This is a genomic window from Sulfurihydrogenibium azorense Az-Fu1 (assembly GCF_000021545.1).
Classification (GTDB): Bacteria; Aquificota; Aquificia; order Aquificales; family Hydrogenothermaceae; genus Sulfurihydrogenibium; species Sulfurihydrogenibium azorense.
In genome coordinates this window covers 1612160-1632248 of record NC_012438.1, presented here as the reverse complement: position 1 = coordinate 1632248, position 20089 = coordinate 1612160, and the positions used below count along the sequence as shown (strand labels likewise).

Sequence of the window (20089 nt, the reverse complement as noted above, 5' to 3'; positions counted from 1 at the left end):
GTGCCTTGGAAAATAAAGAAAGAAAAAATTTTCAAAGATTTGATGCAATAAGATTATCTCTTGCCTCTCCAGAGATAATTAGATCTTGGTCACATGGCGAAGTTAAAAAACCTGAAACCCTTAACTATAGAACGCTAAAGCCTGAAAAAGACGGACTTTTTGATGCAAGAATATTTGGTCCGATAAAAGATTACGAATGTTTATGTGGTAAATATAAAAAGAAGAAATACGAAGGAACAATATGTGATAGGTGTGGTGTTGAGGTAACAAGGTCTGATGTAAGAAGAGAAAGATTCGGACATATAGAACTGGCGTCTCCAGTTGTTCATATTTGGTATTTAAAATCAACCCCTTCAAAGATAGGTAGCCTTTTAGACCTTACATCAAGGGATATTGAGAGGGTTGTTTACTTTGAATCATACCTACTTATAGAGCATCCTACTGAGGAAGAAGAAGAAGCTTTTGAAAAAGACCCAAGAACCCTACCAATACTAGAGGGAGGACTTACAAAGTTTGTTAAACTTTCAGTAATATCAGAAGAAGAGTTAAGACAGAGAGAATACGAGTACTCAAACCCAGAAAAGTTTGAGTACGGTATGGGAGCTGAAAAAGTAAAGGATATTCTCTCCCGTATAGATATGGAAGTGCTCATTAAAAAATTGAAAAAAGAGTTACACGGTTATGCAGGAACATTTGATGACCTTAGTCTTGAATTTAAACTTAACTACCCAAGAATTTATAGTAAAGCAATAGCTGAAATTGCAAGAAAATTCCAAGAAGTCGGTTTACGTTTTGGAGATGTAGAACCAACAGAGAAAGAAATAGATGCCGTAATTTCTCAAGGGTACTATGTGGTTATAGATCCAGGAAATAAAAACTATAAATTTGGACAGATAGTTAATAAAGAACAAAATCAACTTGATGAGTCCGTTGTTGCTTTAACAGGATCTGAAGCTTTAGAAAAACTTTACAAAGCTTATAGGGAAAAGGTAAAAGAAATACCTATATTTGAGACTGTAAAAGAAGCAGTAAGAAACGTTATCCTTAAAGAAGGAAGTGATGCGAGACTAAAAAAACTTATTAGAAGATTAAGATTAGCAGAAGGATTTTTACATTCTGGAAATAAACCTGAATGGATGATCTTAGATGTTCTTCCTGTAATTCCTCCAGATTTAAGACCTCTTATACCTTTAGATGGAGGTAGATTTGCAACATCAGATCTTAATGATCTATACAGAAGGGTTATAAATAGAAACAATAGATTAAAAAGACTTATAGATCTTGATGCTCCAGAGATAATTATTAGAAATGAAAAAAGGATGCTACAAGAGGCTGTTGATGCCCTTATAGACAATGGTAGAAGAGGAAGAATTGTAACTCAAAATAACAGACCTCTTAAATCTCTTTCTGACTCTTTAAGAGGAAAGCAAGGTAGATTCAGACAGAACCTTTTAGGTAAGAGAGTTGATTACTCTGGTCGTTCTGTTATTGTTGTAGGACCAGAGCTTCAAATGCATGAATGTGGTCTTCCAAAACAGATGGCACTTGAACTGTTTAAACCGTTTATATACAGAAGACTTGAAGAAAAAGGATACGCAACTTCTATAAAAAGTGCAAAAAGACTTGTTGAAGAAAAAGCTCCAGAAGTGTATGAATGCTTAGAAGAAGTAGTAAAACAACATCCAGTACTTTTAAACCGTGCTCCAACTCTTCATAGAATGTCAGTTCAAGCATTTGAGCCAAAGCTTGTAGAAGGGAAGGCTATAAAACTCCATCCACTAGTTTGTCCTCCATTTAACGCAGACTTTGACGGAGACCAAATGGCTGTTCACGTACCTCTCTCTGTAGAGGCTCAACTTGAGTCTTACATTCTTATGTTATCAACCCAAAACATTCTCTCTCCTGCCCACGGTAAACCGGTTACAATGCCTTCTCAAGATATAATTCTTGGTATCCACTATATGACTCAAGAGTTGCCTGGAGCTGTTGGAGAAGGAAAAGTATTTGCAAGTGAGGAAGAGGCTAAAATTGCTTATGAACTTGGAAAAGTAGACCTGCTTGCTAAAATAAAAGTTAGGAAAGAAGGTAAGACTGTAGAAACAACTGTAGGAAGACTTTTATTCAACAAAATTCTTCCAAAAGGCTTTAGATTTGTAAATGAAGTTTTAGATAAGAAAAAAATATCTAAACTCATATCTGAGATATATGAAAAATACGGAAACGAAATAGCTGCTCAAACGTTAGATAAAATTAAAGAAATAGGATTTAAATTTGCAACCAAAGCTGGAGTATCTATAGCTGTTTCTGACCTTGTTGTTCCTAAAGAGAAAGAAAAGATCTTGAAAAAAGCTATAAAAGAAGCTGAGGTTGTATGGAACCAGTACGTAGATGGAATAATAACAAAAGGTGAAAGACACAACAAAGTTATAGATATATGGTCTAACACAACAAACGAAGTTGCCTCTAAGATGTTTGAAGAGATAGAAAAAACTGAAAGAGTAGAAAATGGTAAAAAATACCCAGGTTATTTTAACCCTGTTTATATGATGGCATCATCAGGTGCAAGAGGTAGTAGAGACCAGATAAGACAGCTGGCTGGAATGCGTGGACTTATGGCAAAACACTCTGGAGAGTTTATAGAAACTCCAATTATGTCAAACTTTAGAGAAGGACTGTCTGTAGTAGAGTATTTTATTTCTACCTACGGTGCAAGAAAAGGATTAGCAGATACAGCGTTAAAAACAGCTGTAGCTGGATATTTAACGAGAAGACTTGCCGATGTTGCTCAAGATGTAATTATAACAGCAGAAGACTGTGGTACTTTAAAAGGAATTACAGTAGGTGCAATAATAGAAAGTGGAGAAATTGTAGCACCATTTAAAGATAGGATTGTAGGAAGATACGCAGCGGAAGATGTTTTCGATCCTTACACAGGAGAGCTTTTACTCTCTGCTGGAGAAGAGATAACAGAAGAGATTGCAGATAAGTTTGAAAAAGCAGGAATAGAAAAAGTTAAAATCAGGTCTGCTTTAACCTGTGAGATGGATCACGGCGTTTGTGCGAAGTGTTATGGAAGAGATCTATCACAGAAAAAATTAGTTGATGTAGGTGAAGCTGTAGGTATAATTGCAGCTCAATCTATAGGTGAACCGGGTACACAGCTTACTATGAGAACTTTCCATATAGGTGGTGCAGCTACAGCGAAAGCAGCACAAACACAACATGTATCAACAGAATCAGGAATTGTAAAACTTCAGAATGTTAAATATGTTGTAGATAAAAAAGGAAGAAAGCTTATCATTAACAGGGAAGGTTCTATAAAAATTGTTAATGAAGAAGGAAAAACTTTAGAAAGATTCCCTGCCCCTTACGGAGCTGTTTTATACGTAGAAGATGGACAAAAGGTAAATTCAGGAACAGTTCTTGCAGAATGGGAACCATTCAGCGATCCTATAGTAATTGAAAAAGGTGGAGAAGTAGAGTTTAGAGACGTTATATTAGATGTAACTCTCAAAGAAGAAAGAGATAATATTACAGGAAAAACAAGTTATGTAATTACGTTCTTAAGACCAAAAGATGCACAGCTCCACACTCCAAGAATGATTGTTAAAGATGATGAAGGTAAAGAGTATGTATACGATTTACCAGTTAACACTATACTCTTAATACCTAAAGAGAATCTTGAAGAAGTTTGGGATAAATGTTTCTCATGTTCAGAAGCTGAAAAAACTGATGTATTCCATAAGTATATACAAGTTAAAAAAGGCTTTAGAGTAAGTGAAGGTGACATTATTGCAAAAATTCCAAAAGAGAAGGCAAAAGTTAGAGATATAGTTGGTGGTTTACCAAGAGTTGAAGAACTTCTTGAAGCAAGAGAACCTAAGAATAAAGCTATTATTTCAGAGATAGACGGCATAGTAAGAATATACGAAGACGCTAAAGAAATTACGATAATAAATCCAAAAGAACAGAAGACACAAACTTACAAAGTACCAGAAAACACATTTGTTATTGTAAAAAATGGTAGTTTAGTAAAAGCAGGACAAAGTTTAGTAGATGATGGTTCTATAAAAGCTGAATTTGATGGAATGGTAAGATTGAAAAGTGAAGGCTCACGTATCGTTGTATTTAACAAGGAAACTGGACAACAAAGAGACTACAAGGTACCAAAAGGTAAATTCATAATAGTAAAAGATAATGCTATAGTAAGAGCAGGAGATTCTTTAACCGATGGATCTCCAAACCCTCACGATATTTTAAGAGTAATGGGTGTAGAAGAGTTAGCAGCATTCCTTGTAAAAGAAGCACAAATAGTCTATAGATTACAAGGTGTAGAGATAAACGACAAACACTTTGAAGTAATCATCAGACAAATACTTAAGAAAGTTAAAATTGTAGACCCTGGAGATGGTAGATTTTTATTAAATGAGATAGTTGACAAAGAAGATTTAGAAGAAGAAATTAGAAAAGTTATAGAGGAAGGTGGAAGACCTCCAAAAGCAGAACCTGTTTTAGTTGGTATTACTAAAGCATCATTAACAACAAGAAGTTGGATATCTGCAGCATCTTTCCAAGAAACAACAAGAGTACTTGCAGATGCTGCTGTTGAAGGAAAAGTGGATCCATTAAAAGGATTAAAAGAGAACGTAATTATAGGTGGATTGATACCTGCCGGAACAGGAATAGAGGAGTATGCTGAAGTAGAAGTAGCTTTAGAAGAGAAAGAATCGGTAATAGAAGAAAATTAATAAAAGGGAGCTAAATGCTCCCTTGATTTTTTTTACTTTTTCTTTTATAATATTTTTTTCTAATTTAAAATGGAAAAATTTTGTTTATATTTTAGGAGGATAGCAGTGCCAACTATAAACCAGTTAGTTAGAAAAGGTAGAGAAAAGATTAAGAAAAAATCTAAAGCTCCTGCATTACAAGGAAACCCTCAGAAAAGAGGAGTTTGTGTTCGTGTTTATACAACCACACCTAAGAAACCAAACTCTGCTTTAAGGAAAGTTGCAAGGGTTAGGTTATCTAACGGTATCGAAGTTACGTGTTATATTCCAGGAATAGGACACAACTTACAAGAACACTCTATCGTATTAGTTAGAGGTGGAAGGGTTAAGGACTTACCTGGAGTAAGGTACAAAATAATACGTGGTGCTCTTGATGCTGCTGGTGTTAAAGATAGAAAACAATCTCGTTCTAAGTACGGTGCTAAAAGACCTAAACCAGGTCAAGCTGCAGTTGCTGGGAAGAAAAAGTAATTAAAAAGGAGAGGTAAAAAATGCCAAGAAAAGGACCTGTAAAACCAAGAGAAATAATGCCTGATCCGATCTATAGAGATGTATTAGTACATAAGCTTATTAATAAGGTTATGGTTGATGGTAAAAAATCTGTTGCAGAAAAGATCGTTTACGGTGCAATGAAAATCTTAGCGGAAAAAACTGGTGAGCAGCCATTGGAAGCGTTATACAAAGCAATTGAAAACATAAAGCCAATTTTAGAAGTAAGACCAAGAAGAGTTGGAGGAGCTACTTACCAAGTACCAATGGAAGTACCACCAAGAAGACAGATCTCTCTTGCTTTAAGATGGCTTGTTGAAGCTGCAAGAAGCAGAACTGGAAGAGGAAACTACACAATGTTAGAAAAATTATCTAATGAATTATTTGATGCTTACAATAATAAAGGAAACGCAGTTAAGAAAAAAGAAGATACCCATAGAATGGCCGAAGCAAACAAAGCATTTTCACATTATAAATGGTAATAATTAAAATTAAAAACTAAATTAGAAATTTTGGAGGAAAAATAAAAATGCCAAGGCAAGTACCAATTGAAAAATTAAGAAATATAGGAATTGTAGCACATATAGACGCAGGTAAAACTACAACCACAGAAAGAATACTATTCTATACAGGAAAAACTTACAAAATTGGTGAAGTTCACGAAGGTGCTGCCACTATGGACTGGATGGAACAAGAGAAAGAAAGAGGAATTACAATTACGGCAGCTACAACGGCAGCTTACTGGAAAGGATACCAGTTAAACATAATTGATACACCAGGACACGTTGACTTTGGTGTCGAAGTTGTTAGATCTATGAAAGCCCTTGATGGAATTGTATTTGTTTTTTCGTCTGTTGAAGGTGTTCAACCTCAGTCTGAAGCAAACTGGAGATGGGCAGATAGATTCCAAAAACCAAGAATAGCTTTTGTAAACAAAATGGATAGAGTCGGTGCAAACTTTTTTGGTGTATATGAAGATATGAAGAAAAAATTGGGAACAAATCCTGTTCCAATACAAGTTCCTATAGGAGCTGAGGATAGTTTTGTTGGTGTTGTAGATCTATTTAAAATGAAAGCTATTGTTTGGGATGGAGATGAACTTGGAGCTAAATTCTCAGAAAAAGAAATACCTGCAGATCTATTAGATTTAGCTCAAGAATGGCGAGAAAAAATGATAGAAGCTATAGTTGAGACAGATGAAGCTTTAATGGAAAAATATTTTGCAGGAGAAGAGATTTCTGAAGAAGAACTTAAGACAGCTTTAAGAAAAGCTACTATAGAAAGAAAACTTGTTCCAATGCTTTGTGGAACAGCTTTCAAGAATAAAGGAATTCAACCATTATTAGACGCTGTAATAGACTTTTTACCTTCACCTTTAGATTTACCACCTGTAAAAGGTACAAATCCAAATACGGGAGAAGAAGTAGAAAGAAAACCATCAGATGAAGAGCCTTTCTGTGCATTAGCATTTAAGGTTATGGCAGATCCTTATGCAGGACAATTAACCTATTTCAGAGTATACTCAGGTGTTGTAAAAGCTGGACAAACAATTTTGATATCCAATAAAGGCAAAAAAGAAAGAATAGGTAGATTACTTAGAATGCATGCAAACCAGAGGGAAGAAATTACTGAGGTGTATGCAGGAGATATAGCAGCAGCTGTTGGTATTGATGCAACTACGGGAGATACACTTTGTGACGAGAAAAACCCAATTGTTCTTGAAAAGATGGAATTTCCTGAGCCTGTTATTGCTATGGCTATAGAGCCAAAAACTAAAGCAGACCAAGAAAAACTCTCTCAAGTTTTAAATAAGTTTATGAAAGAAGACCCTACATTTAAAGTTTCTGTTGATCCTGAAACAAATCAAACATTAATTCACGGAATGGGTGAGTTACACCTTGAGATTATAATAGACAGAATGAAAAGAGAACATAAGCTTGAAGTTAACGTAGGTAAACCACAAGTTGCATATAAAGAAACTATTAAGAAAAAAGCAACAGCTGAAGGTAAGTTTATAAGACAGTCAGGTGGTAGAGGTCAGTACGGTCACGTATGGATTGAGATAGAACCAAACCCTGAAAAGGAATATGAATTCGTAGATAAAATAGTTGGTGGAGTTATACCGAAAGAGTTTATTCCTGCAGTAGATGAAGGAATAAGAGAAGCTATGAATCAAGGTGTTGTAGCAGGATACCCAGTTATAAACGTTAAAGCTACACTTTTTGACGGTTCATTCCACGAAGTCGACTCTTCTGAAATAGCGTTTAAAATAGCAGGTTCTATGGCATTTAGAGACGCTATGAAAAAGGCTGATCCGGTTCTCTTAGAGCCTATAATGCATGTTGAGGTTGACACTCCTGAAGAGTATATGGGTGATGTAATGGGAGACCTCAACAGAAGAAGAGGTAGAATACTTGGAATGGAAAAGAAAGGAAGTACACAAACTATAAAAGCAGAAGTTCCTTTAGCAGAGATGTTTGGATACGCTACAGATTTAAGATCATTAACACAAGGTAGAGCTACGTTTGTTATGACATTTGAAAGATATGAAGAAGTTCCAAGACATATAGCTGAACAAATTGCAGGTCAAAGAAATAAATCTCACGATTAAAATAGGAGGTAAAGATAGATGGCAAAAGAGAAGTTTGTAAGAGGGAAAGAGCACCTAAACGTAGGAACAATAGGTCACGTAGACCACGGTAAAACAACATTAACAGCAGCTATAACATACGTACAAAGCAAGAAAGGGTTAGCAAAATTCGTAGGATATGCAGACATAGATAAAGCACCAGAAGAAAGAGAGAGAGGAATAACAATAAACATCACCCACGTAGAATACGAAACAGAAAAAAGACACTATGCCCACGTAGACTGTCCAGGACACGCAGACTACATCAAGAACATGATAACAGGTGCAGCCCAAATGGACGGAGCTATACTTGTAGTATCAGCAGCAGACGGACCAATGCCACAAACAAGAGAGCACGTACTACTTGCAAGACAAGTTAACGTACCATACATAGTAGTATTTTTAAACAAATGTGATATGGTAGATGACGAAGAATTAATAGACTTAGTAGAGATGGAAGTAAGAGAGCTTCTATCAAAATACGACTTTCCAGGAGATGAAGTACCAGTAATAAGAGGGTCAGCATTAGGAGCATTAAACGACGATCCAAAATGGTTTAAGTCAGTAGAAGACTTATTAAAGGCTATGGACGAATACATACCAACACCACCAAGAGAGACAGACAAACCATTCCTAATGGCAGTAGAGGACGTATTTACGATAACAGGAAGAGGAACAGTAGTAACAGGGAGAGTAGAGAGAGGAACGTTGAAAATAGGAGATGAAGTAGAGATAGTAGGATTATCAGAGGAGAAGAAGAAGACAGTAGTGACAGGGATAGAGATGTTTAGAAAGCAGTTAGACGAAGCGATAGCAGGGGACAACGTAGGAGTATTACTAAGAGGAATAACAAAAGATGAAGTAGAGAGAGGACAAGTATTAGCCAAACCGGGGACAATAACACCACACAAGAGATTCAAGGCACAAGTATACGTGTTAAGCAAAGAGGAAGGAGGAAGACATACACCATTCTTTTTAGGATACAGACCACAGTTTTACATCAGGACAGCAGACGTAACAGGAACAGTAGTAGGATTACCAGAAGGACAAGAGATGGTAATGCCAGGGGATAACGTAGAGTTAGAAGTAGAGTTAATGGTACCAGTAGCTATGGAAGAGCAGATGAGATTTGCGATTAGGGAAGGTGGAAGAACAGTAGGTGCTGGTGTTGTTACTAAAATCTTAGATTAATGTGAGGATAAGCGATGCAAGAAAAAATCAGAATAAAACTAAAAGCTTTTGATCATAGAGTTTTAGATCAGTCAGTGAAACAGATAGTTGATACAGTTAAAAGAGGTGGGGGACTCTTAAAGGGTCCTATCCCTCTACCAACAGAAAGAAAAGTTTGGTGTGTACACAGATCACCTCACAAGTTTGAACAATCTAGAGAACACTTCGAGATGAGAATTCACAAAAGATTAATAGAAATAGAAAATGCAACACCTCAAACCATAGAAGCTTTAATGGACATAAACCTACCAGCAGGTGTTGACGTTGAAATTAAATTAAGTTAAAAGGAGAGATGACGATGCCTAAAGGCATAATTGGTAAAAAAATAGGTATGACGAGAATTTTTGTAAATGGGAAAGCTGTTCCTGTAACTGTTGTTCAAGCTGGGCCATGTTATGTTACTTACTTAAGATCTAAAGATAAAGACGGTTACGAAGCTGTAGCCCTTGCTTTTGGAGAAAGAAAAGAAAAGAACACTCCTAAACCTTTACTTGCTATATTTAAAAAGGCAAATATTAAACCTGCAAAAGTTATAAAAGAGTTTCCTTTAAAAGAAGGAGAAACGTTAGAGTTAGGACAGGAAATAAGAGTAGAGCAAGTTTTTGAAAAAGGAGATTTAGTAGACGTAACAGGAAAATCAAAAGGTAGAGGATTTACATCTGTAATGAAAAGATGGGACTTTGCAGGTTTTCCAAAGTCACACGGTCATAGATACCATAGAGCTGTTGGTTCTATAGGTTGTAGAACAGAGCCAGGTAGAGTTTGGAAAACAAAGAGAATGGCAGGACATTACGGTAATGAAACTGTAACTGTTTTAGGATTAGAGGTTGTCGATATTATTCCTGAGAAAAACGTTATTCTATTAAAGGGATCTATACCTGGAGCTCCCAACTCAACAGTTTTCTTGAAAAATAGTGTAATTGCAGATAGAAGAAAAGGAAAATTAAAATTAGCAAAATCAAAAGCAGCTTATGCACAAACATAACTGAAAGAGGTGAATTAAATGGAATTCAACGTAGTTAACAATAAAAATGAGATAGTTGGAAAAGTAAATTTAAAAGAGGATATCTTCCAAACCCAAGTAAATCAAGGAACAGTTTGGGAAGTTATAAAATGGCATTTAGCAACAAAAAGAGCAGGAACTGCAAAAGTAAAAACAAGAGCTGAAGTGGCTGGTTCAAATAGAAAGATATATCCTCAAAAAGGAACCGGTAGAGCAAGACATGGAGATATAAAAGCCAATATCTTCGTAGGTGGTGGTGTAGCCCATGGTCCCCATCCAAGAGACTACTACTATGCACTTCCTAAAAAAGTTAGAAAGAAAGTTTTAAAAGGAGTTTTAACTTATAAGTTAAACAACAATGAACTTATTGTAGTTGAAGATTTTAACTTTGACCAGCCTAAAACTAAAAATGCCGTTGAAGTCCTAAAAAATTTTGGCTTAGAAAATTCTAAAGTTTTATTGGTTCTACCTGAGAAATTAGAAAACGTTATAAAATCATTTAGAAACATCCCTAAAGTAAAAATTTTAGTTTCTGAAGGATTAAACTCTTACGATATTTTAAACAGTGAAAAGGTCATTATATTTAAATCAGCATTAGAAAAGATTCAAGAGAGGTTAGCACAATGAGAACTCCGTATGATATTATCATAAGACCTGTTTTAACAGAGAAAGCAGTTAAAGATAATGAAAAGAATAACACTTTAACTTTTGAAGTTGCTATGGATGCTAATAAGATAGAAATAAGGAAAGCAGTGGAAGAGATATTTGGTGTAAAGGTTGAAGAAGTTAGAACTATGATAATTAAGCCTAAACCAAAAAGATTTGGATTTAGATTTTCTGGCTTTAAGAAGGCTTGGAAAAAGGCAATTGTAAAAGTTAAATCAGAAAAACCTATAAATATAGCTGAATTAGTTTGAGGTGAGATATAATGGGTGTAAGAAAATTAAAACCAGTAACTAACGGTACAAGACACGCAGTACTTTATGATTTTGCAGAAATAACAAAATCAGAACCTGAAAAATCATTAGTTGAACCTCTTAAAAAGCATGCAGGAAGAAATAACCAAGGTAGAATAACTGTAAGACACAGAGGTGGCGGCCATAAAAGACTTTACAGGATAATTGATTTTAAGAGAGACAAATGGGGAATACCTGCAAAAGTTGCAGCTATAGAGTACGACCCAAACAGAAGTGCAAGAATAGCTTTACTTCACTATTTAGATGGAGAAAAAAGATACATTATTTGGCCTGAAGGATTAAAAGTTGGTGATATTGTAATGTCAGGACCAGATGCAGAAATTAAAGTTGGAAACGCACTTCCACTTGAGAATATCCCTGTTGGTACATTAATTCATAATATAGAATTAACACCAGGGAAAGGTGGGCAACTTGTTAGAGCTGCAGGAATGTCAGCACAGATTTTAGGTAGAGAAGGGGATTATATTCAAGTAAGGCTACCTTCAGGAGAAATAAGATTGATATACAAAAAATGTATGGCAACAATTGGAGCAGTAGGGCTTGCAGAACATGAACTTGTTAAGTTAGGAAAAGCTGGAAGAGCAAGATGGCTTGGAATCAGACCTACTGTTAGAGGTACTGCAATGAACCCTGTAGATCACCCTCACGGTGGTGGTGAAGGTAGAACTTTTGGTAAACATCCTGTTTCACCTTGGGGCTTACCAACAAAAGGATACAAAACAAGAAGAGGTGCTAAATACTCTGATAAATTCATAATCAAACGTAGAGGTAAATAAAGATGGGATACAAAGGTAAGTGGAACGAAAGAAATAAAAATCCTTATGTAAATGAAAAAATACTTAAAAAGATAAGACAGATGAATGAATCTGGTGAAAGAAAAATAATAAAGGTTTGGGATAGAGCTTGTACTATCACTCAAGAAATGGTAGGTCATACCATAGCTGTTTATAATGGTCAAAAATTTATTCCTGTGTATATACAACCTGAAATGGTAGGACATAAGCTTGGAGAGTTTTCTCTTACAAGAACCTTTAGAGGCCATCCAGACAAATCAGCAAAAGCTGTTAAGAAAAAGTAAGAGGAGATGAAGATGGAGAACACAGCAAGAGCTATTTTAAGATACGCTCATTTATCACCTTACAAAGCAAGACAGGTTATAAACTTAATAAGAGGTAAAGATGTTGCCACTGCATTGGCAATACTACAAGAGATACCTAAAAAATCTGCAAGAGTTGTAGAAAAACTATTAAAAAGTGCAATATCTAACGCAGAACTAAAAGGTATGGATATAGACAATTTATACATTGCAAAAATTCACGCTGAAGAAGGTCCAATGTTAAAAAGGTATACTCCAAAAGCTCACGGAAGAGCAACGATGATAAGAAGAAGATTTTCTCATATATACATATATTTAGCTGAGAAACAGGAGGAAAAGTAAAATGGGTCAAAAAGTCCACCCTATAGGATTCAGACTTGGAATAACTCAGGATTGGAGATCGAAATGGTACGCTGATAAAAAGAAATATACAAAACTTCTCCATGAAGATTTAGCTATAAGACAGTTTATTCAAGATAGATACAAAGCAGCTGGTATAGCAGACGTTATAATAGAAAGGCTTGGTGACAAGCTAAGGGTTAAAATTTTAGCTGCAAGACCTGGAATAGTTATTGGAGCAAAAGGTACTGAAGTTGAAAAATTAAATGAAACGTTAAAAAACATATCTTCTGCAAAAGAGATCCTTATTAATGTAGATGAAGTTAAAAGACCGGAGTTAAATGCTAAACTTGTAGCTGAAGATATAGCTCTTCAACTTGAAAGAAGGGTTACCCATAGAAGGGCAATGAAAAAAGCTATAGATGCTGCAATGAAAGCTGGAGCAAAAGGTATAAAGACACAAGTTGGTGGAAGAATAGGTGGAGTAGATCTTGCAAGAAAAGAGTGGTTTATGGCTGGAAGAATGCCTCTTCAAACACTTAAAGCAGATATAGACTATGGAACAGCAAGAGCTTCTACAAAGTATGGAATACTCGGAGTCAAAGTTTGGATATACAAAGGTGATAAAGTAGAAAGTAGAGTAGAAGAAATCTTAAGTAAAGTAGAAGAAGAACTTAAAGTTTAATGCAGTAAATAAGGAGGTTTAAATATGTCTTTATTACAACCAAAGAGAGTTAAATGGAGAAAACAACAAAGAGGCAGAATGAAAGGAAAAGCCTCAAGAAGAAACCAAGTAGACTTTGGAGATTATGGTTTACAAGCTTTAGAACCTTGCTGGATGACTTCAAGACAGATTGAAGCAGCAAGGATAGCAATAGTTAGAGAAGCAAAAAAAGGTGCAAAGGTTTGGATAAGAGTATTCCCTCACAAACCTATTACTAGAAAACCAGCAGAAACTCGTATGGGTAAAGGAAAAGGTGATTTAGATCAATTCGTAGCAGTTGTTAAACCTGGACATATACTTTTTGAATTAGCTGGTGTTTCTGAAGAAGTTGCAGCTGAAGCTTTTAGAAAAGCAGGACACAAACTCCCTATAAAGACAAGAATGGTAAAAAGGCAGGAGGTTTAGTATGAAAGCTAGTGAGCTTAGAAAACTCTCTACTGAAGAGTTGAAGGAAAAAGTTTTAGAGTTAAAAAAGAAATTATTTAACTTAAGATTTCAAAACAAAATAGGTTCTTTAGCAAAGAATAGTGAAATAAAACAAACAAAAAGAGATATTGCAAGGATTTTAACAATAATAAGAGAAAGAGAATTAACTAACAAATAATTAAGAGGTGAAGTAAATGACAACTGAAACAAAGAAAAATATAAAAGAGTTTGTAGGAAAGGTTGTAAGTAATAAAATGGATAAAACGGTTGTGGTAGCTGTTGAAAGGAAGTTTCCTCACCCTTTATACGGTAAACAAGTAAAGAAAACAAAAAAATTCTACGCACACGATGAAGAAAATAAGTGCAAAGAAGGAGATATCGTAAGAATAAGAGAAACAAGACCTCTTTCTAAATTAAAAAGATGGATTGTTGTTGAGATTGTTCAATCAGCAGAATAATCCTCTTGATTTTAACTTTATAAAGTTGTATAATATTAGTTTGTCTTTCTAAAAAAGAAAAAGGAGAGCAGTTATGATACAGAGAGGAACTTATTTAAATACTGCTGACAACTCAGGAGCTAAAAAAGTTCAATGTATAGGTATACCTGGCGGTGCCAAAAAGATGCACGCAACTGTAGGAGATGTTATAACTGTTACAGTTAAATCTGCTATTCCTAACGGCACTGCTAAAAAAGGAAAAGTATATAAAGCTGTAGTAGTAAGAACGAAGAAAGAGATTGCAAGACCTGATGGAAGTTACGTAAAAGCAGATGACAATGCAGTAGTTTTATTAAACAACCAATTAGAACCAATAGGAACTCGCATATTAGGGCCTGTTTGTAGAGAGTTAAGATCAAAAGGCTTTTATAGAATTATTTCTCTTGCACCGGAGGTAATTTAATAATGATTAAGCTAAAAAAAGGAGATCCGGTAATTGTTATAGCCGGAAAAGATAAAGGCAAAATAAGCAAAATAAAACAGATAGTTAAAAAAGATGGAAAAGTAAAAGTAATAGTAGAAGGAGTTAACGTAGTAAAAAAACATGTTAAAGGAATTCAAGGTGTTAGAGAAGGTGGAATTTACGAAATAGAGAAACCTATTGATATTTCAAACGTTGCTTACTACGATGAAAACTTAAAAAAACCTGTAAAAATAGGTGTTAAGATTATAGAAGAAGGAAATAAAAAAGTTAAAGTTAGAATCAATAAAAAAACAGGGCAAATTATAGATAAAGTTTGGGAAAAAATTAAAAAAGAGGTATAGTAAATGGCTGCTGTAGTAGGATATAAACCAAGACTTCAACAAAAATACGAAGAAGAAGTTGTTAAAAAATTGATGGAAAGATTTGGGTATAAAAGCCCAATGCAAGTTCCAAGGTTAAAGAAAATAGTTATAAACATGGGTGTTGGAGAAGCAGTTGGAGATATAAAACAGTTAGATAGAGCTGTTGAGGACCTTACAGCAATAGCAGCTCAAAAACCCGTTATTACTAGAGCAAAAAAATCAGAAGCTGCATTTAAATTAAGAAAAGGAAACCCTATTGGAGCTAAAGTAACTCTTAGAAAAGATAGAATGTGGGACTTTTTGGATAAGCTTATCTCAGTCGCATTACCAAGGGTTAGAGACTTTAGAGGATTAAACCCAAAATCTTTTGATGGTAGAGGAAACTACGCTTTTGGTTTGGCAGAACAAATAGTTTTCCCAGAAATAGACTATGATAAAGTTGATAAAATCAGAGGGATGGACATTATCATTGAAACAACTGCAAAAACAGACGAAGAAGCTTTATGGCTTTTATCACTTTTAGGTTTACCTATTAGAACAGGAAGTTAGAAACAGTTAACGAAAACTAATAAAAACTTTAACTTGATAAACATAAGTGAATAAGGATAATGCAAAGCCTTTACAGTGAGCCATAGACCCAAGAGTCTGTCAACCGATGGAAGGCACAGGTGAGGGGCTTGCAGTAGGCAAGCTACAAACTATGGTAAATTGTAAAGGTAGCCCTTGCTATCCCTATTCTGGATAAGTCTCTCCAGCAGGGACTTATCACCCTTGAAGCCAATACTGGTAGAAGGGGATTGGGATAGGGTAGCAGTAGGGTTAGTTCCTGTTTCTTGGGACAGGGACTATGATGCAAGCAAAATACCGCCAGCTGGGGATAGCTTGCATCTGAATAAGGCGGAATATAAATACCCCAGTCCAGAGTGTAGCTAACTTTATACACTTTGGTTAACCAGGATAATAATGGCACGTAAATGTTTAGTTGTTAAAGCTTTTCAAAAAAAGCCTAAGTATAAAACTAGAGTTCATTCAAGATGTCCATTGTGTGGAAGGCCAAGAGGTTATATAAGACAGTTTAACATGTGCAGGATATGCTTTAGAGAGAGAGCATTAAGAGGCGAAATTCCAGGAATTAAAAAAGCAAGCTGGTAGGAGGAAATACAATGATAACAGATCCAATAGCAGATATGATTGCTAGAATTAATAATGCAATTAAAGCTAGAAAAGATGAAGTGGCAATACCAAACTCAAAAATTAAAGAAAAGATAGCTGAAATCTTAAAAAGAGAAGGTTATATAGAAGATTACGTAATATCTGAAGAAGATAAAAAAGGAAATCAAGCAACTTTAATAATAAAATTAAAATATCTTGGAAGAAGAAATACAAAACCTGCTATAACAAAAATAGAAAGAGTTTCAAAGCCAGGGCGTAGAAAATATGTTCCTATAGATGAATTGCCTTACGTTCAAAAAGGTTTAGGTATTGCTATTTTAACAACAAACAAAGGCATAGTAACAGATGCAGAAGCTAGAAAGTTAAGAGTTGGTGGTGAAGTTATTTGTTACGTTTGGTAAAAATAAAAGGAGGCTACTATAATGTCAAGGATTGGTAAAAAACCAATAAGCATACCAAAAAATGTTGAAGTTAAAGTCGAAAGTGATAACACTGTTATAGTAAAAGGTCCTAAAGGAATGTTGTCTTATAAATTTCATCCTAACATGAAAATAAAAGTTGAAGATGGACAAATAATAGTTGAAAGACCTAACGACGAATCCTTTAATAGAGCTTTACACGGTACTACAAGAGCATTATTGAATAACATGGTTAAAGGAGTGACTGAAGGTTTTACTGAAGAATTGGAAATCGTTGGTATAGGTTATAGAGGTGCTGTTAAAGGAAAGACTCTTGAACTTACCTTAGGATACTCACATCCTGTTATTTACGAAATTCCTGAAGGAATTCAAATTACTATGGAAGGAACGAACATAATAAAAGTATCTGGAATTGACAAGCAAAAAGTAGGTCAAGTTGCTGCAAAAATAAGATCTTTTAGAGAGCCAGATCCTTATAAAGGAAAAGGTATAAGATACAAAGGAGAAGTAATTAAATTAAAAGCTGGAAAAACTGTTGGTAAAAAATAATTAAGGAGTTAAAAAAATGGCAGTGAAAAGTAGATCTGAAGCTAGAATAATAAGACATAAAAGAATAAGAAAAAAAATCTTTGGAACAGCGGAAAGACCAAGGCTTGCATTTTATAGAAGTTTAAACGCAATATACGCTCAAATCATAGATGATGAGAAGGGGCATACTCTTGTATCAGCATCTACTATAGATAAAGATTATGTAGAAAGATTTGGTAAAAGAGGTGGAAAATCAATAGAGGATGCAAAACAGCTTGGAAAATTTATTGCTGAAAAAGCGTTATCAAAAGGAATAAAAGATGTAGTTTTTGATAGAGGTGGTTTTCTTTATCACGGAAAAGTTAAAGCTTTTGCAGACGCTGCCAGAGAAGGCGGATTAAACTTTTAATAAGGAGAAAGGTAATGGGAGTAAAGAATATTGAAAGATTAATAGAACAAAGAATTAAAGAAAATCCTATCAATCCAGATCTACTACAATTAGAAGAAAAAGTTGTAGAAATTAGAAGAACTACACGTGTTATGGAAGGTGGAAGGAGATTTTCATTTAGTACATTAGCTATAGTTGGTGATAAAAACGGACATGTAGGCTTTGGTCATGGTAAAGCTAGAGAAGTTCCACCTTCAATAGCAAAAGCAATAGCAGATGCAAAGAAAAGATTAATAAAAGTCCCTCTTATAGAGGGAACTATTCCCCACGATGTAATAGGTGAGTATGATTCTGCTGTAGTTCTTTTAAAACCTGCCAGAAGAGGTACTGGTGTTGTTGCTGGAGGACCTATGAGACCAGTACTAGAACTGTTAGGAGTAACAGACATCCTTACTAAGATAATAGGTAGAACAACAAACCCAAACGCTGTTGTAAGAGCTACTTTTGATGCACTTTTAAAAATAAAGAGTCCAGAAGAGGTTGCTAAAATTAGGTCTATAGATGAAGAGGTTTTATTGAAAAATTACAAACTATATGCTGGAGGTGTACCAGTAAGATGAAAATAAAAGTAAAGTTGGTAAGAGGCTTGGCTGGTAAAACAGAAAAGCAAAAGTTAGCCTTAAAATCCTTAGGATTAAAAAAGATAAACGATGAAAGAATTTTAGATAAAAATCCTATGGTTTGTGGAAACTTGGAAATTGTAAAACACTTAGTTAAAGTGGAGGAGTTACAGTAATGAAACTACATGAATTAAAACCTAATAAAGGAGCTACCCATAAAAAGAAGATAGTAGGTAGAGGTATAGGATCAGGTCACGGTAAAACATCTACTAGAGGACATAAGGGACAAAAGTCAAGATCTGGAGATTCTAAACTTCCTGCAAGATTTGAAGGTGGACAAACACCTTTCATAATGAGAATACCAAAAAGAGGTTTTAGAAACCCAAATAAAGTGGAATATGAAATTGTAAACTTAAAAGATCTGGAAAAGAAGTTTAACGAAAATGAAGAAGTCAATCCTCAAACTTTGGTAGAAAAAGGTTTGGTAAGAAAAGGAAGTTGTGTAAAGATATTAGGCGATGGTGAGTTGACTAAAAAGTTAACTGTAAAAGCTCACGCATTTTCTTCTTCAGCTGAGGAAAAAATAAAATCTGTTGGTGGAATTGTAGAAAAAATTTCTTAATTGAGGTAATTTTTGATAGAAAAAATAATAAATATTTTAGAAATAAAAGAACTAAGAAGTAGAATTGCATTTACATTAATAATATTAGCTGTTTACAGGCTCGGAACACATATCCCAGTTCCGGGTGTTAACTCTGAAATGCTTATGCACTATTTTAACTCAGCCGGGGGAGCTCTGTTTAATATTTATAACCTTTTTTCTGGTGGAGCTTTAGGTAGATTTTCCGTATTTGCTTTAGGCGTAATGCCCTACATCTCAGCATCCATAATTATGCAACTTCTAACTGCCGTTATTCCAACATTGGAAAGGCTTCAAAAAGAAGAAGGTGATTACGGAAGATGGAAAATATCCCAGTACACAAGGTACTTAACTATTGCGATTGCATCTTTTCAATCGTTAGGTCTATCAATTTGGTTAACTACATTAAAAACTGAATCAGGAGCATCGTTAATATCTTTATCTCCGTTTACTTTTGTAATCCTTACGACTGTTATTGTTACGACAGGAACAGTACTACTAATGTGGCTTGGTGAAAAAATAACAGAGTTTGGGATAGGAAACGGAATATCTATGATTATCTTGTCAGGTATAGTTGCAGGTATAGTTCCAGCAATTTTAAGAACATATGAATTGGTAAAAGTCGGGGTGATCTCAATACTATTGCTTACCGTTGCTTTAGTTATCATAGTTGCAGTGATAGCAGGAATCGTATATATACAAGAAGCTGAAAGAAGGATACCGATACAGTACGCAAGAAGAAACATTATGATAAGTCAATCTGCAAGTTATCTACCATTTAAGTTAAACCCATCTGGAGTAATTCCTATAATATTTGCAGTAGCTATTTTAATGTTCCCTGCAACGATAGCACAGTTTTTCGCAAATAAAAGTGAAATTGCAAGAATGATTGTTGATTATCTATCACCACAAAGTTATGTTTACTTTGGATTGTATGTAGCTTTAATAATTTTCTTTGCCTACTTTTACACTGCTATCCTTATAAATCCAGTTGATATAGCGGATAATCTTAGAAGAAGTGGAGCTTTTATCCCCGGAGTTAGATCTGGCTCTCAGACAGTTGAATATATAAACTATATCCTAACTAGGTTAGTTTTTGCAGGTTCAATATTCTTGGCTTTAATAGCTATACTTCCTATGTTACTAATCAAATGGTTAAATGTTCCTTTTTACTTTGGAGGAACTTCAGCTCTAATTGTAGTAGTTGTTGCCTTAGATACTATTCATCAGATAGAAGCATACCTAGCGATGAAAAAGTATGAAGGATTTTTAAGGAGGTTTTAAACAGTTAACAAAAACTGTATAATAGTAATTATTATGAAACCAAAACTCTTAACT

The 20089-nt window shown here is 34.8% G+C and carries 28 protein-coding genes; all 28 read left to right on the top strand.

The genetic code is table 11. From position 1 onward, the window contains the following. Window positions 1-5 precede the first annotated feature (5 nt). Entirely contained in the window at window positions 6-4748 is a 4743-nt protein-coding gene (gene rpoC, locus SULAZ_RS08605) for a DNA-directed RNA polymerase subunit beta' (protein ID WP_012674224.1), read from the top strand. A 105-nt stretch (window positions 4749-4853) separates the two neighbouring features. Further along, entirely contained in the window at window positions 4854-5258 is a 405-nt protein-coding gene (gene rpsL, locus SULAZ_RS08600; protein WP_012673851.1) for a 30S ribosomal protein S12, read from the top strand. A 20-nt stretch (window positions 5259-5278) separates the two neighbouring features. Beyond that, a complete protein-coding gene (rpsG, locus tag SULAZ_RS08595) occupies window positions 5279-5758 on the top strand; it encodes a 30S ribosomal protein S7 (protein WP_012674784.1) in 480 nt (159 codons plus the stop codon). 47 nt (window positions 5759-5805) lie between these two features. Further along, on the top strand, window positions 5806-7887 hold the full coding sequence (gene fusA, locus SULAZ_RS08590) for an elongation factor G (protein ID WP_012674033.1): 2082 nt from the start codon (window positions 5806-5808) through the stop codon (window positions 7885-7887). 18 nt (window positions 7888-7905) lie between these two features. After that, window positions 7906-9096 (top strand): elongation factor Tu, encoded by a 1191-nt coding sequence (gene tuf, locus SULAZ_RS08585; protein ID WP_012674290.1) that lies wholly within the window; start codon window positions 7906-7908, stop codon window positions 9094-9096. A gap of 14 nt (window positions 9097-9110) precedes the next feature. Next, on the top strand, window positions 9111-9419 hold the full coding sequence (gene rpsJ, locus SULAZ_RS08580; RefSeq protein ID WP_012673816.1) for a 30S ribosomal protein S10: 309 nt from the start codon (window positions 9111-9113) through the stop codon (window positions 9417-9419). 14 nt (window positions 9420-9433) lie between these two features. Continuing rightward, window positions 9434-10120, top strand: a complete 687-nt coding sequence (gene rplC, locus SULAZ_RS08575; protein ID WP_012674531.1) for a 50S ribosomal protein L3 — start codon at window positions 9434-9436, stop codon at window positions 10118-10120. An 18-nt stretch (window positions 10121-10138) separates the two neighbouring features. Then, window positions 10139-10765, top strand: coding sequence for a 50S ribosomal protein L4 (rplD, locus tag SULAZ_RS08570; RefSeq protein WP_012673747.1), 627 nt, complete (start codon window positions 10139-10141; stop codon window positions 10763-10765). After that, on the top strand, window positions 10762-11055 hold the full coding sequence (gene rplW / locus SULAZ_RS08565) for a 50S ribosomal protein L23 (protein WP_012673865.1): 294 nt from the start codon (window positions 10762-10764) through the stop codon (window positions 11053-11055). Before rplD ends, rplW begins: the two co-directional genes overlap by 4 nt. An 11-nt stretch (window positions 11056-11066) precedes the next feature. After that, window positions 11067-11891 (top strand): 50S ribosomal protein L2, encoded by an 825-nt coding sequence (gene rplB, locus SULAZ_RS08560; protein WP_012673511.1) that lies wholly within the window; start codon window positions 11067-11069, stop codon window positions 11889-11891. 2 nt (window positions 11892-11893) lie between these two features. Next, window positions 11894-12193 (top strand): 30S ribosomal protein S19, encoded by a 300-nt coding sequence (gene rpsS, locus SULAZ_RS08555; RefSeq protein ID WP_012674486.1) that lies wholly within the window; start codon window positions 11894-11896, stop codon window positions 12191-12193. A gap of 12 nt (window positions 12194-12205) precedes the next feature. Continuing rightward, the gene (rplV, locus tag SULAZ_RS08550) at window positions 12206-12553 is read left to right on the top strand and encodes a 50S ribosomal protein L22 (protein WP_012674342.1); all 348 of its coding nucleotides are present in this window, start codon (window positions 12206-12208) and stop codon (window positions 12551-12553) included. 1 nt (window position 12554) lies between these two features. Beyond that, window positions 12555-13235, top strand: coding sequence for a 30S ribosomal protein S3 (gene rpsC / locus SULAZ_RS08545; protein WP_012673708.1), 681 nt, complete (start codon window positions 12555-12557; stop codon window positions 13233-13235). Between the two features lie 24 nt (window positions 13236-13259). Continuing rightward, window positions 13260-13679: a 50S ribosomal protein L16 gene (gene rplP / locus SULAZ_RS08540; RefSeq protein ID WP_012675006.1), complete on the top strand. Its 420-nt coding sequence runs from the start codon at window positions 13260-13262 to the stop codon at window positions 13677-13679. 1 nt (window position 13680) lies between these two features. Next, window positions 13681-13878, top strand: a complete 198-nt coding sequence (gene rpmC, locus SULAZ_RS08535) for a 50S ribosomal protein L29 (protein ID WP_012674673.1) — start codon at window positions 13681-13683, stop codon at window positions 13876-13878. A gap of 16 nt (window positions 13879-13894) precedes the next feature. Beyond that, a complete protein-coding gene (gene rpsQ, locus SULAZ_RS08530; protein WP_012673896.1) occupies window positions 13895-14158 on the top strand; it encodes a 30S ribosomal protein S17 in 264 nt (87 codons plus the stop codon). 73 nt (window positions 14159-14231) lie between these two features. Continuing rightward, window positions 14232-14600, top strand: coding sequence for a 50S ribosomal protein L14 (rplN, locus tag SULAZ_RS08525; protein WP_012674924.1), 369 nt, complete (start codon window positions 14232-14234; stop codon window positions 14598-14600). A 2-nt stretch (window positions 14601-14602) separates the two neighbouring features. Further along, window positions 14603-14962, top strand: coding sequence for a 50S ribosomal protein L24 (gene rplX, locus SULAZ_RS08520; protein ID WP_012673663.1), 360 nt, complete (start codon window positions 14603-14605; stop codon window positions 14960-14962). A gap of 3 nt (window positions 14963-14965) precedes the next feature. Next, the gene (gene rplE, locus SULAZ_RS08515; protein ID WP_012674181.1) at window positions 14966-15532 is read left to right on the top strand and encodes a 50S ribosomal protein L5; all 567 of its coding nucleotides are present in this window, start codon (window positions 14966-14968) and stop codon (window positions 15530-15532) included. Between the two features lie 222 nt (window positions 15533-15754). After that, the gene (locus SULAZ_RS09045) at window positions 15755-15916 is read left to right on the top strand and encodes a hypothetical protein (protein WP_012675129.1); all 162 of its coding nucleotides are present in this window, start codon (window positions 15755-15757) and stop codon (window positions 15914-15916) included. A 30-nt stretch (window positions 15917-15946) separates the two neighbouring features. Next, the gene (locus SULAZ_RS09260; RefSeq protein ID WP_012674349.1) at window positions 15947-16135 is read left to right on the top strand and encodes a type Z 30S ribosomal protein S14; all 189 of its coding nucleotides are present in this window, start codon (window positions 15947-15949) and stop codon (window positions 16133-16135) included. Window positions 16136-16146: 11 nt separating this feature from the next. Beyond that, window positions 16147-16557 carry a 30S ribosomal protein S8 gene (gene rpsH, locus SULAZ_RS08505; protein WP_012674460.1) on the top strand — a complete coding sequence of 137 codons (411 nt, stop codon included), beginning with the start codon at window positions 16147-16149 and terminating at the stop codon, window positions 16555-16557. Window positions 16558-16578: 21 nt separating this feature from the next. Further along, window positions 16579-17124, top strand: a complete 546-nt coding sequence (rplF, locus tag SULAZ_RS08500; RefSeq protein ID WP_012673549.1) for a 50S ribosomal protein L6 — start codon at window positions 16579-16581, stop codon at window positions 17122-17124. A gap of 16 nt (window positions 17125-17140) precedes the next feature. Next, window positions 17141-17512 carry a 50S ribosomal protein L18 gene (gene rplR, locus SULAZ_RS08495; RefSeq protein ID WP_012674699.1) on the top strand — a complete coding sequence of 124 codons (372 nt, stop codon included), beginning with the start codon at window positions 17141-17143 and terminating at the stop codon, window positions 17510-17512. 14 nt (window positions 17513-17526) lie between these two features. Further along, window positions 17527-18111 (top strand): 30S ribosomal protein S5, encoded by a 585-nt coding sequence (gene rpsE / locus SULAZ_RS08490; protein WP_012673903.1) that lies wholly within the window; start codon window positions 17527-17529, stop codon window positions 18109-18111. Next, window positions 18108-18287 (top strand): 50S ribosomal protein L30, encoded by a 180-nt coding sequence (rpmD, locus tag SULAZ_RS08485; RefSeq protein WP_012675100.1) that lies wholly within the window; start codon window positions 18108-18110, stop codon window positions 18285-18287. Before rpsE ends, rpmD begins: the two co-directional genes overlap by 4 nt. Beyond that, the gene (rplO, locus tag SULAZ_RS08480) at window positions 18287-18733 is read left to right on the top strand and encodes a 50S ribosomal protein L15 (RefSeq protein ID WP_012674130.1); all 447 of its coding nucleotides are present in this window, start codon (window positions 18287-18289) and stop codon (window positions 18731-18733) included. The genes rpmD and rplO overlap by 1 nt, the downstream gene beginning before the upstream one ends. A 12-nt stretch (window positions 18734-18745) precedes the next feature. Beyond that, the gene (secY, locus tag SULAZ_RS08475; protein ID WP_012674525.1) at window positions 18746-20035 is read left to right on the top strand and encodes a preprotein translocase subunit SecY; all 1290 of its coding nucleotides are present in this window, start codon (window positions 18746-18748) and stop codon (window positions 20033-20035) included. Window positions 20036-20089: the final 54 nt, after the last annotated feature.

What these genes read in the sequence shown, in the direction of transcription:
- rplD (WP_012673747.1), top strand. Translation starts at nt 10,139, where the DNA reads ATGGAATTCAACGTAGTTAACAATAAAAATGAGATAGTTGGAAAAGTA.
- rplW (WP_012673865.1), top strand. Translation starts at nt 10,762, where the DNA reads ATGAGAACTCCGTATGATATTATCATAAGACCTGTTTTAACAGAGAAA.
- rplX (WP_012673663.1), top strand. Translation starts at nt 14,603, where the DNA reads ATGATTAAGCTAAAAAAAGGAGATCCGGTAATTGTTATAGCCGGAAAA.
- rpsC (WP_012673708.1), top strand. Translation starts at nt 12,555, where the DNA reads ATGGGTCAAAAAGTCCACCCTATAGGATTCAGACTTGGAATAACTCAG.
- rpsS (WP_012674486.1), top strand. Translation starts at nt 11,894, where the DNA reads ATGGGATACAAAGGTAAGTGGAACGAAAGAAATAAAAATCCTTATGTA.
- rplB (WP_012673511.1), top strand. Translation starts at nt 11,067, where the DNA reads ATGGGTGTAAGAAAATTAAAACCAGTAACTAACGGTACAAGACACGCA.
- rpsE (WP_012673903.1), top strand. Translation starts at nt 17,527, where the DNA reads ATGGGAGTAAAGAATATTGAAAGATTAATAGAACAAAGAATTAAAGAA.
- rplE (WP_012674181.1), top strand. Translation starts at nt 14,966, where the DNA reads ATGGCTGCTGTAGTAGGATATAAACCAAGACTTCAACAAAAATACGAA.
- rpsG (WP_012674784.1), top strand. Translation starts at nt 5,279, where the DNA reads ATGCCAAGAAAAGGACCTGTAAAACCAAGAGAAATAATGCCTGATCCG.
- rpsQ (WP_012673896.1), top strand. Translation starts at nt 13,895, where the DNA reads ATGACAACTGAAACAAAGAAAAATATAAAAGAGTTTGTAGGAAAGGTT.
- rplP (WP_012675006.1), top strand. Translation starts at nt 13,260, where the DNA reads ATGTCTTTATTACAACCAAAGAGAGTTAAATGGAGAAAACAACAAAGA.
- fusA (WP_012674033.1), top strand. Translation starts at nt 5,806, where the DNA reads ATGCCAAGGCAAGTACCAATTGAAAAATTAAGAAATATAGGAATTGTA.
- rpmD (WP_012675100.1), top strand. Translation starts at nt 18,108, where the DNA reads ATGAAAATAAAAGTAAAGTTGGTAAGAGGCTTGGCTGGTAAAACAGAA.
- rplV (WP_012674342.1), top strand. Translation starts at nt 12,206, where the DNA reads ATGGAGAACACAGCAAGAGCTATTTTAAGATACGCTCATTTATCACCT.
- rpsJ (WP_012673816.1), top strand. Translation starts at nt 9,111, where the DNA reads ATGCAAGAAAAAATCAGAATAAAACTAAAAGCTTTTGATCATAGAGTT.
- rplO (WP_012674130.1), top strand. Translation starts at nt 18,287, where the DNA reads ATGAAACTACATGAATTAAAACCTAATAAAGGAGCTACCCATAAAAAG.
- rpsH (WP_012674460.1), top strand. Translation starts at nt 16,147, where the DNA reads ATGATAACAGATCCAATAGCAGATATGATTGCTAGAATTAATAATGCA.
- rplF (WP_012673549.1), top strand. Translation starts at nt 16,579, where the DNA reads ATGTCAAGGATTGGTAAAAAACCAATAAGCATACCAAAAAATGTTGAA.
- SULAZ_RS09260 (WP_012674349.1), top strand. Translation starts at nt 15,947, where the DNA reads ATGGCACGTAAATGTTTAGTTGTTAAAGCTTTTCAAAAAAAGCCTAAG.
- rpmC (WP_012674673.1), top strand. Translation starts at nt 13,681, where the DNA reads ATGAAAGCTAGTGAGCTTAGAAAACTCTCTACTGAAGAGTTGAAGGAA.
- rplR (WP_012674699.1), top strand. Translation starts at nt 17,141, where the DNA reads ATGGCAGTGAAAAGTAGATCTGAAGCTAGAATAATAAGACATAAAAGA.
- rplN (WP_012674924.1), top strand. Translation starts at nt 14,232, where the DNA reads ATGATACAGAGAGGAACTTATTTAAATACTGCTGACAACTCAGGAGCT.
- tuf (WP_012674290.1), top strand. Translation starts at nt 7,906, where the DNA reads ATGGCAAAAGAGAAGTTTGTAAGAGGGAAAGAGCACCTAAACGTAGGA.
- rplC (WP_012674531.1), top strand. Translation starts at nt 9,434, where the DNA reads ATGCCTAAAGGCATAATTGGTAAAAAAATAGGTATGACGAGAATTTTT.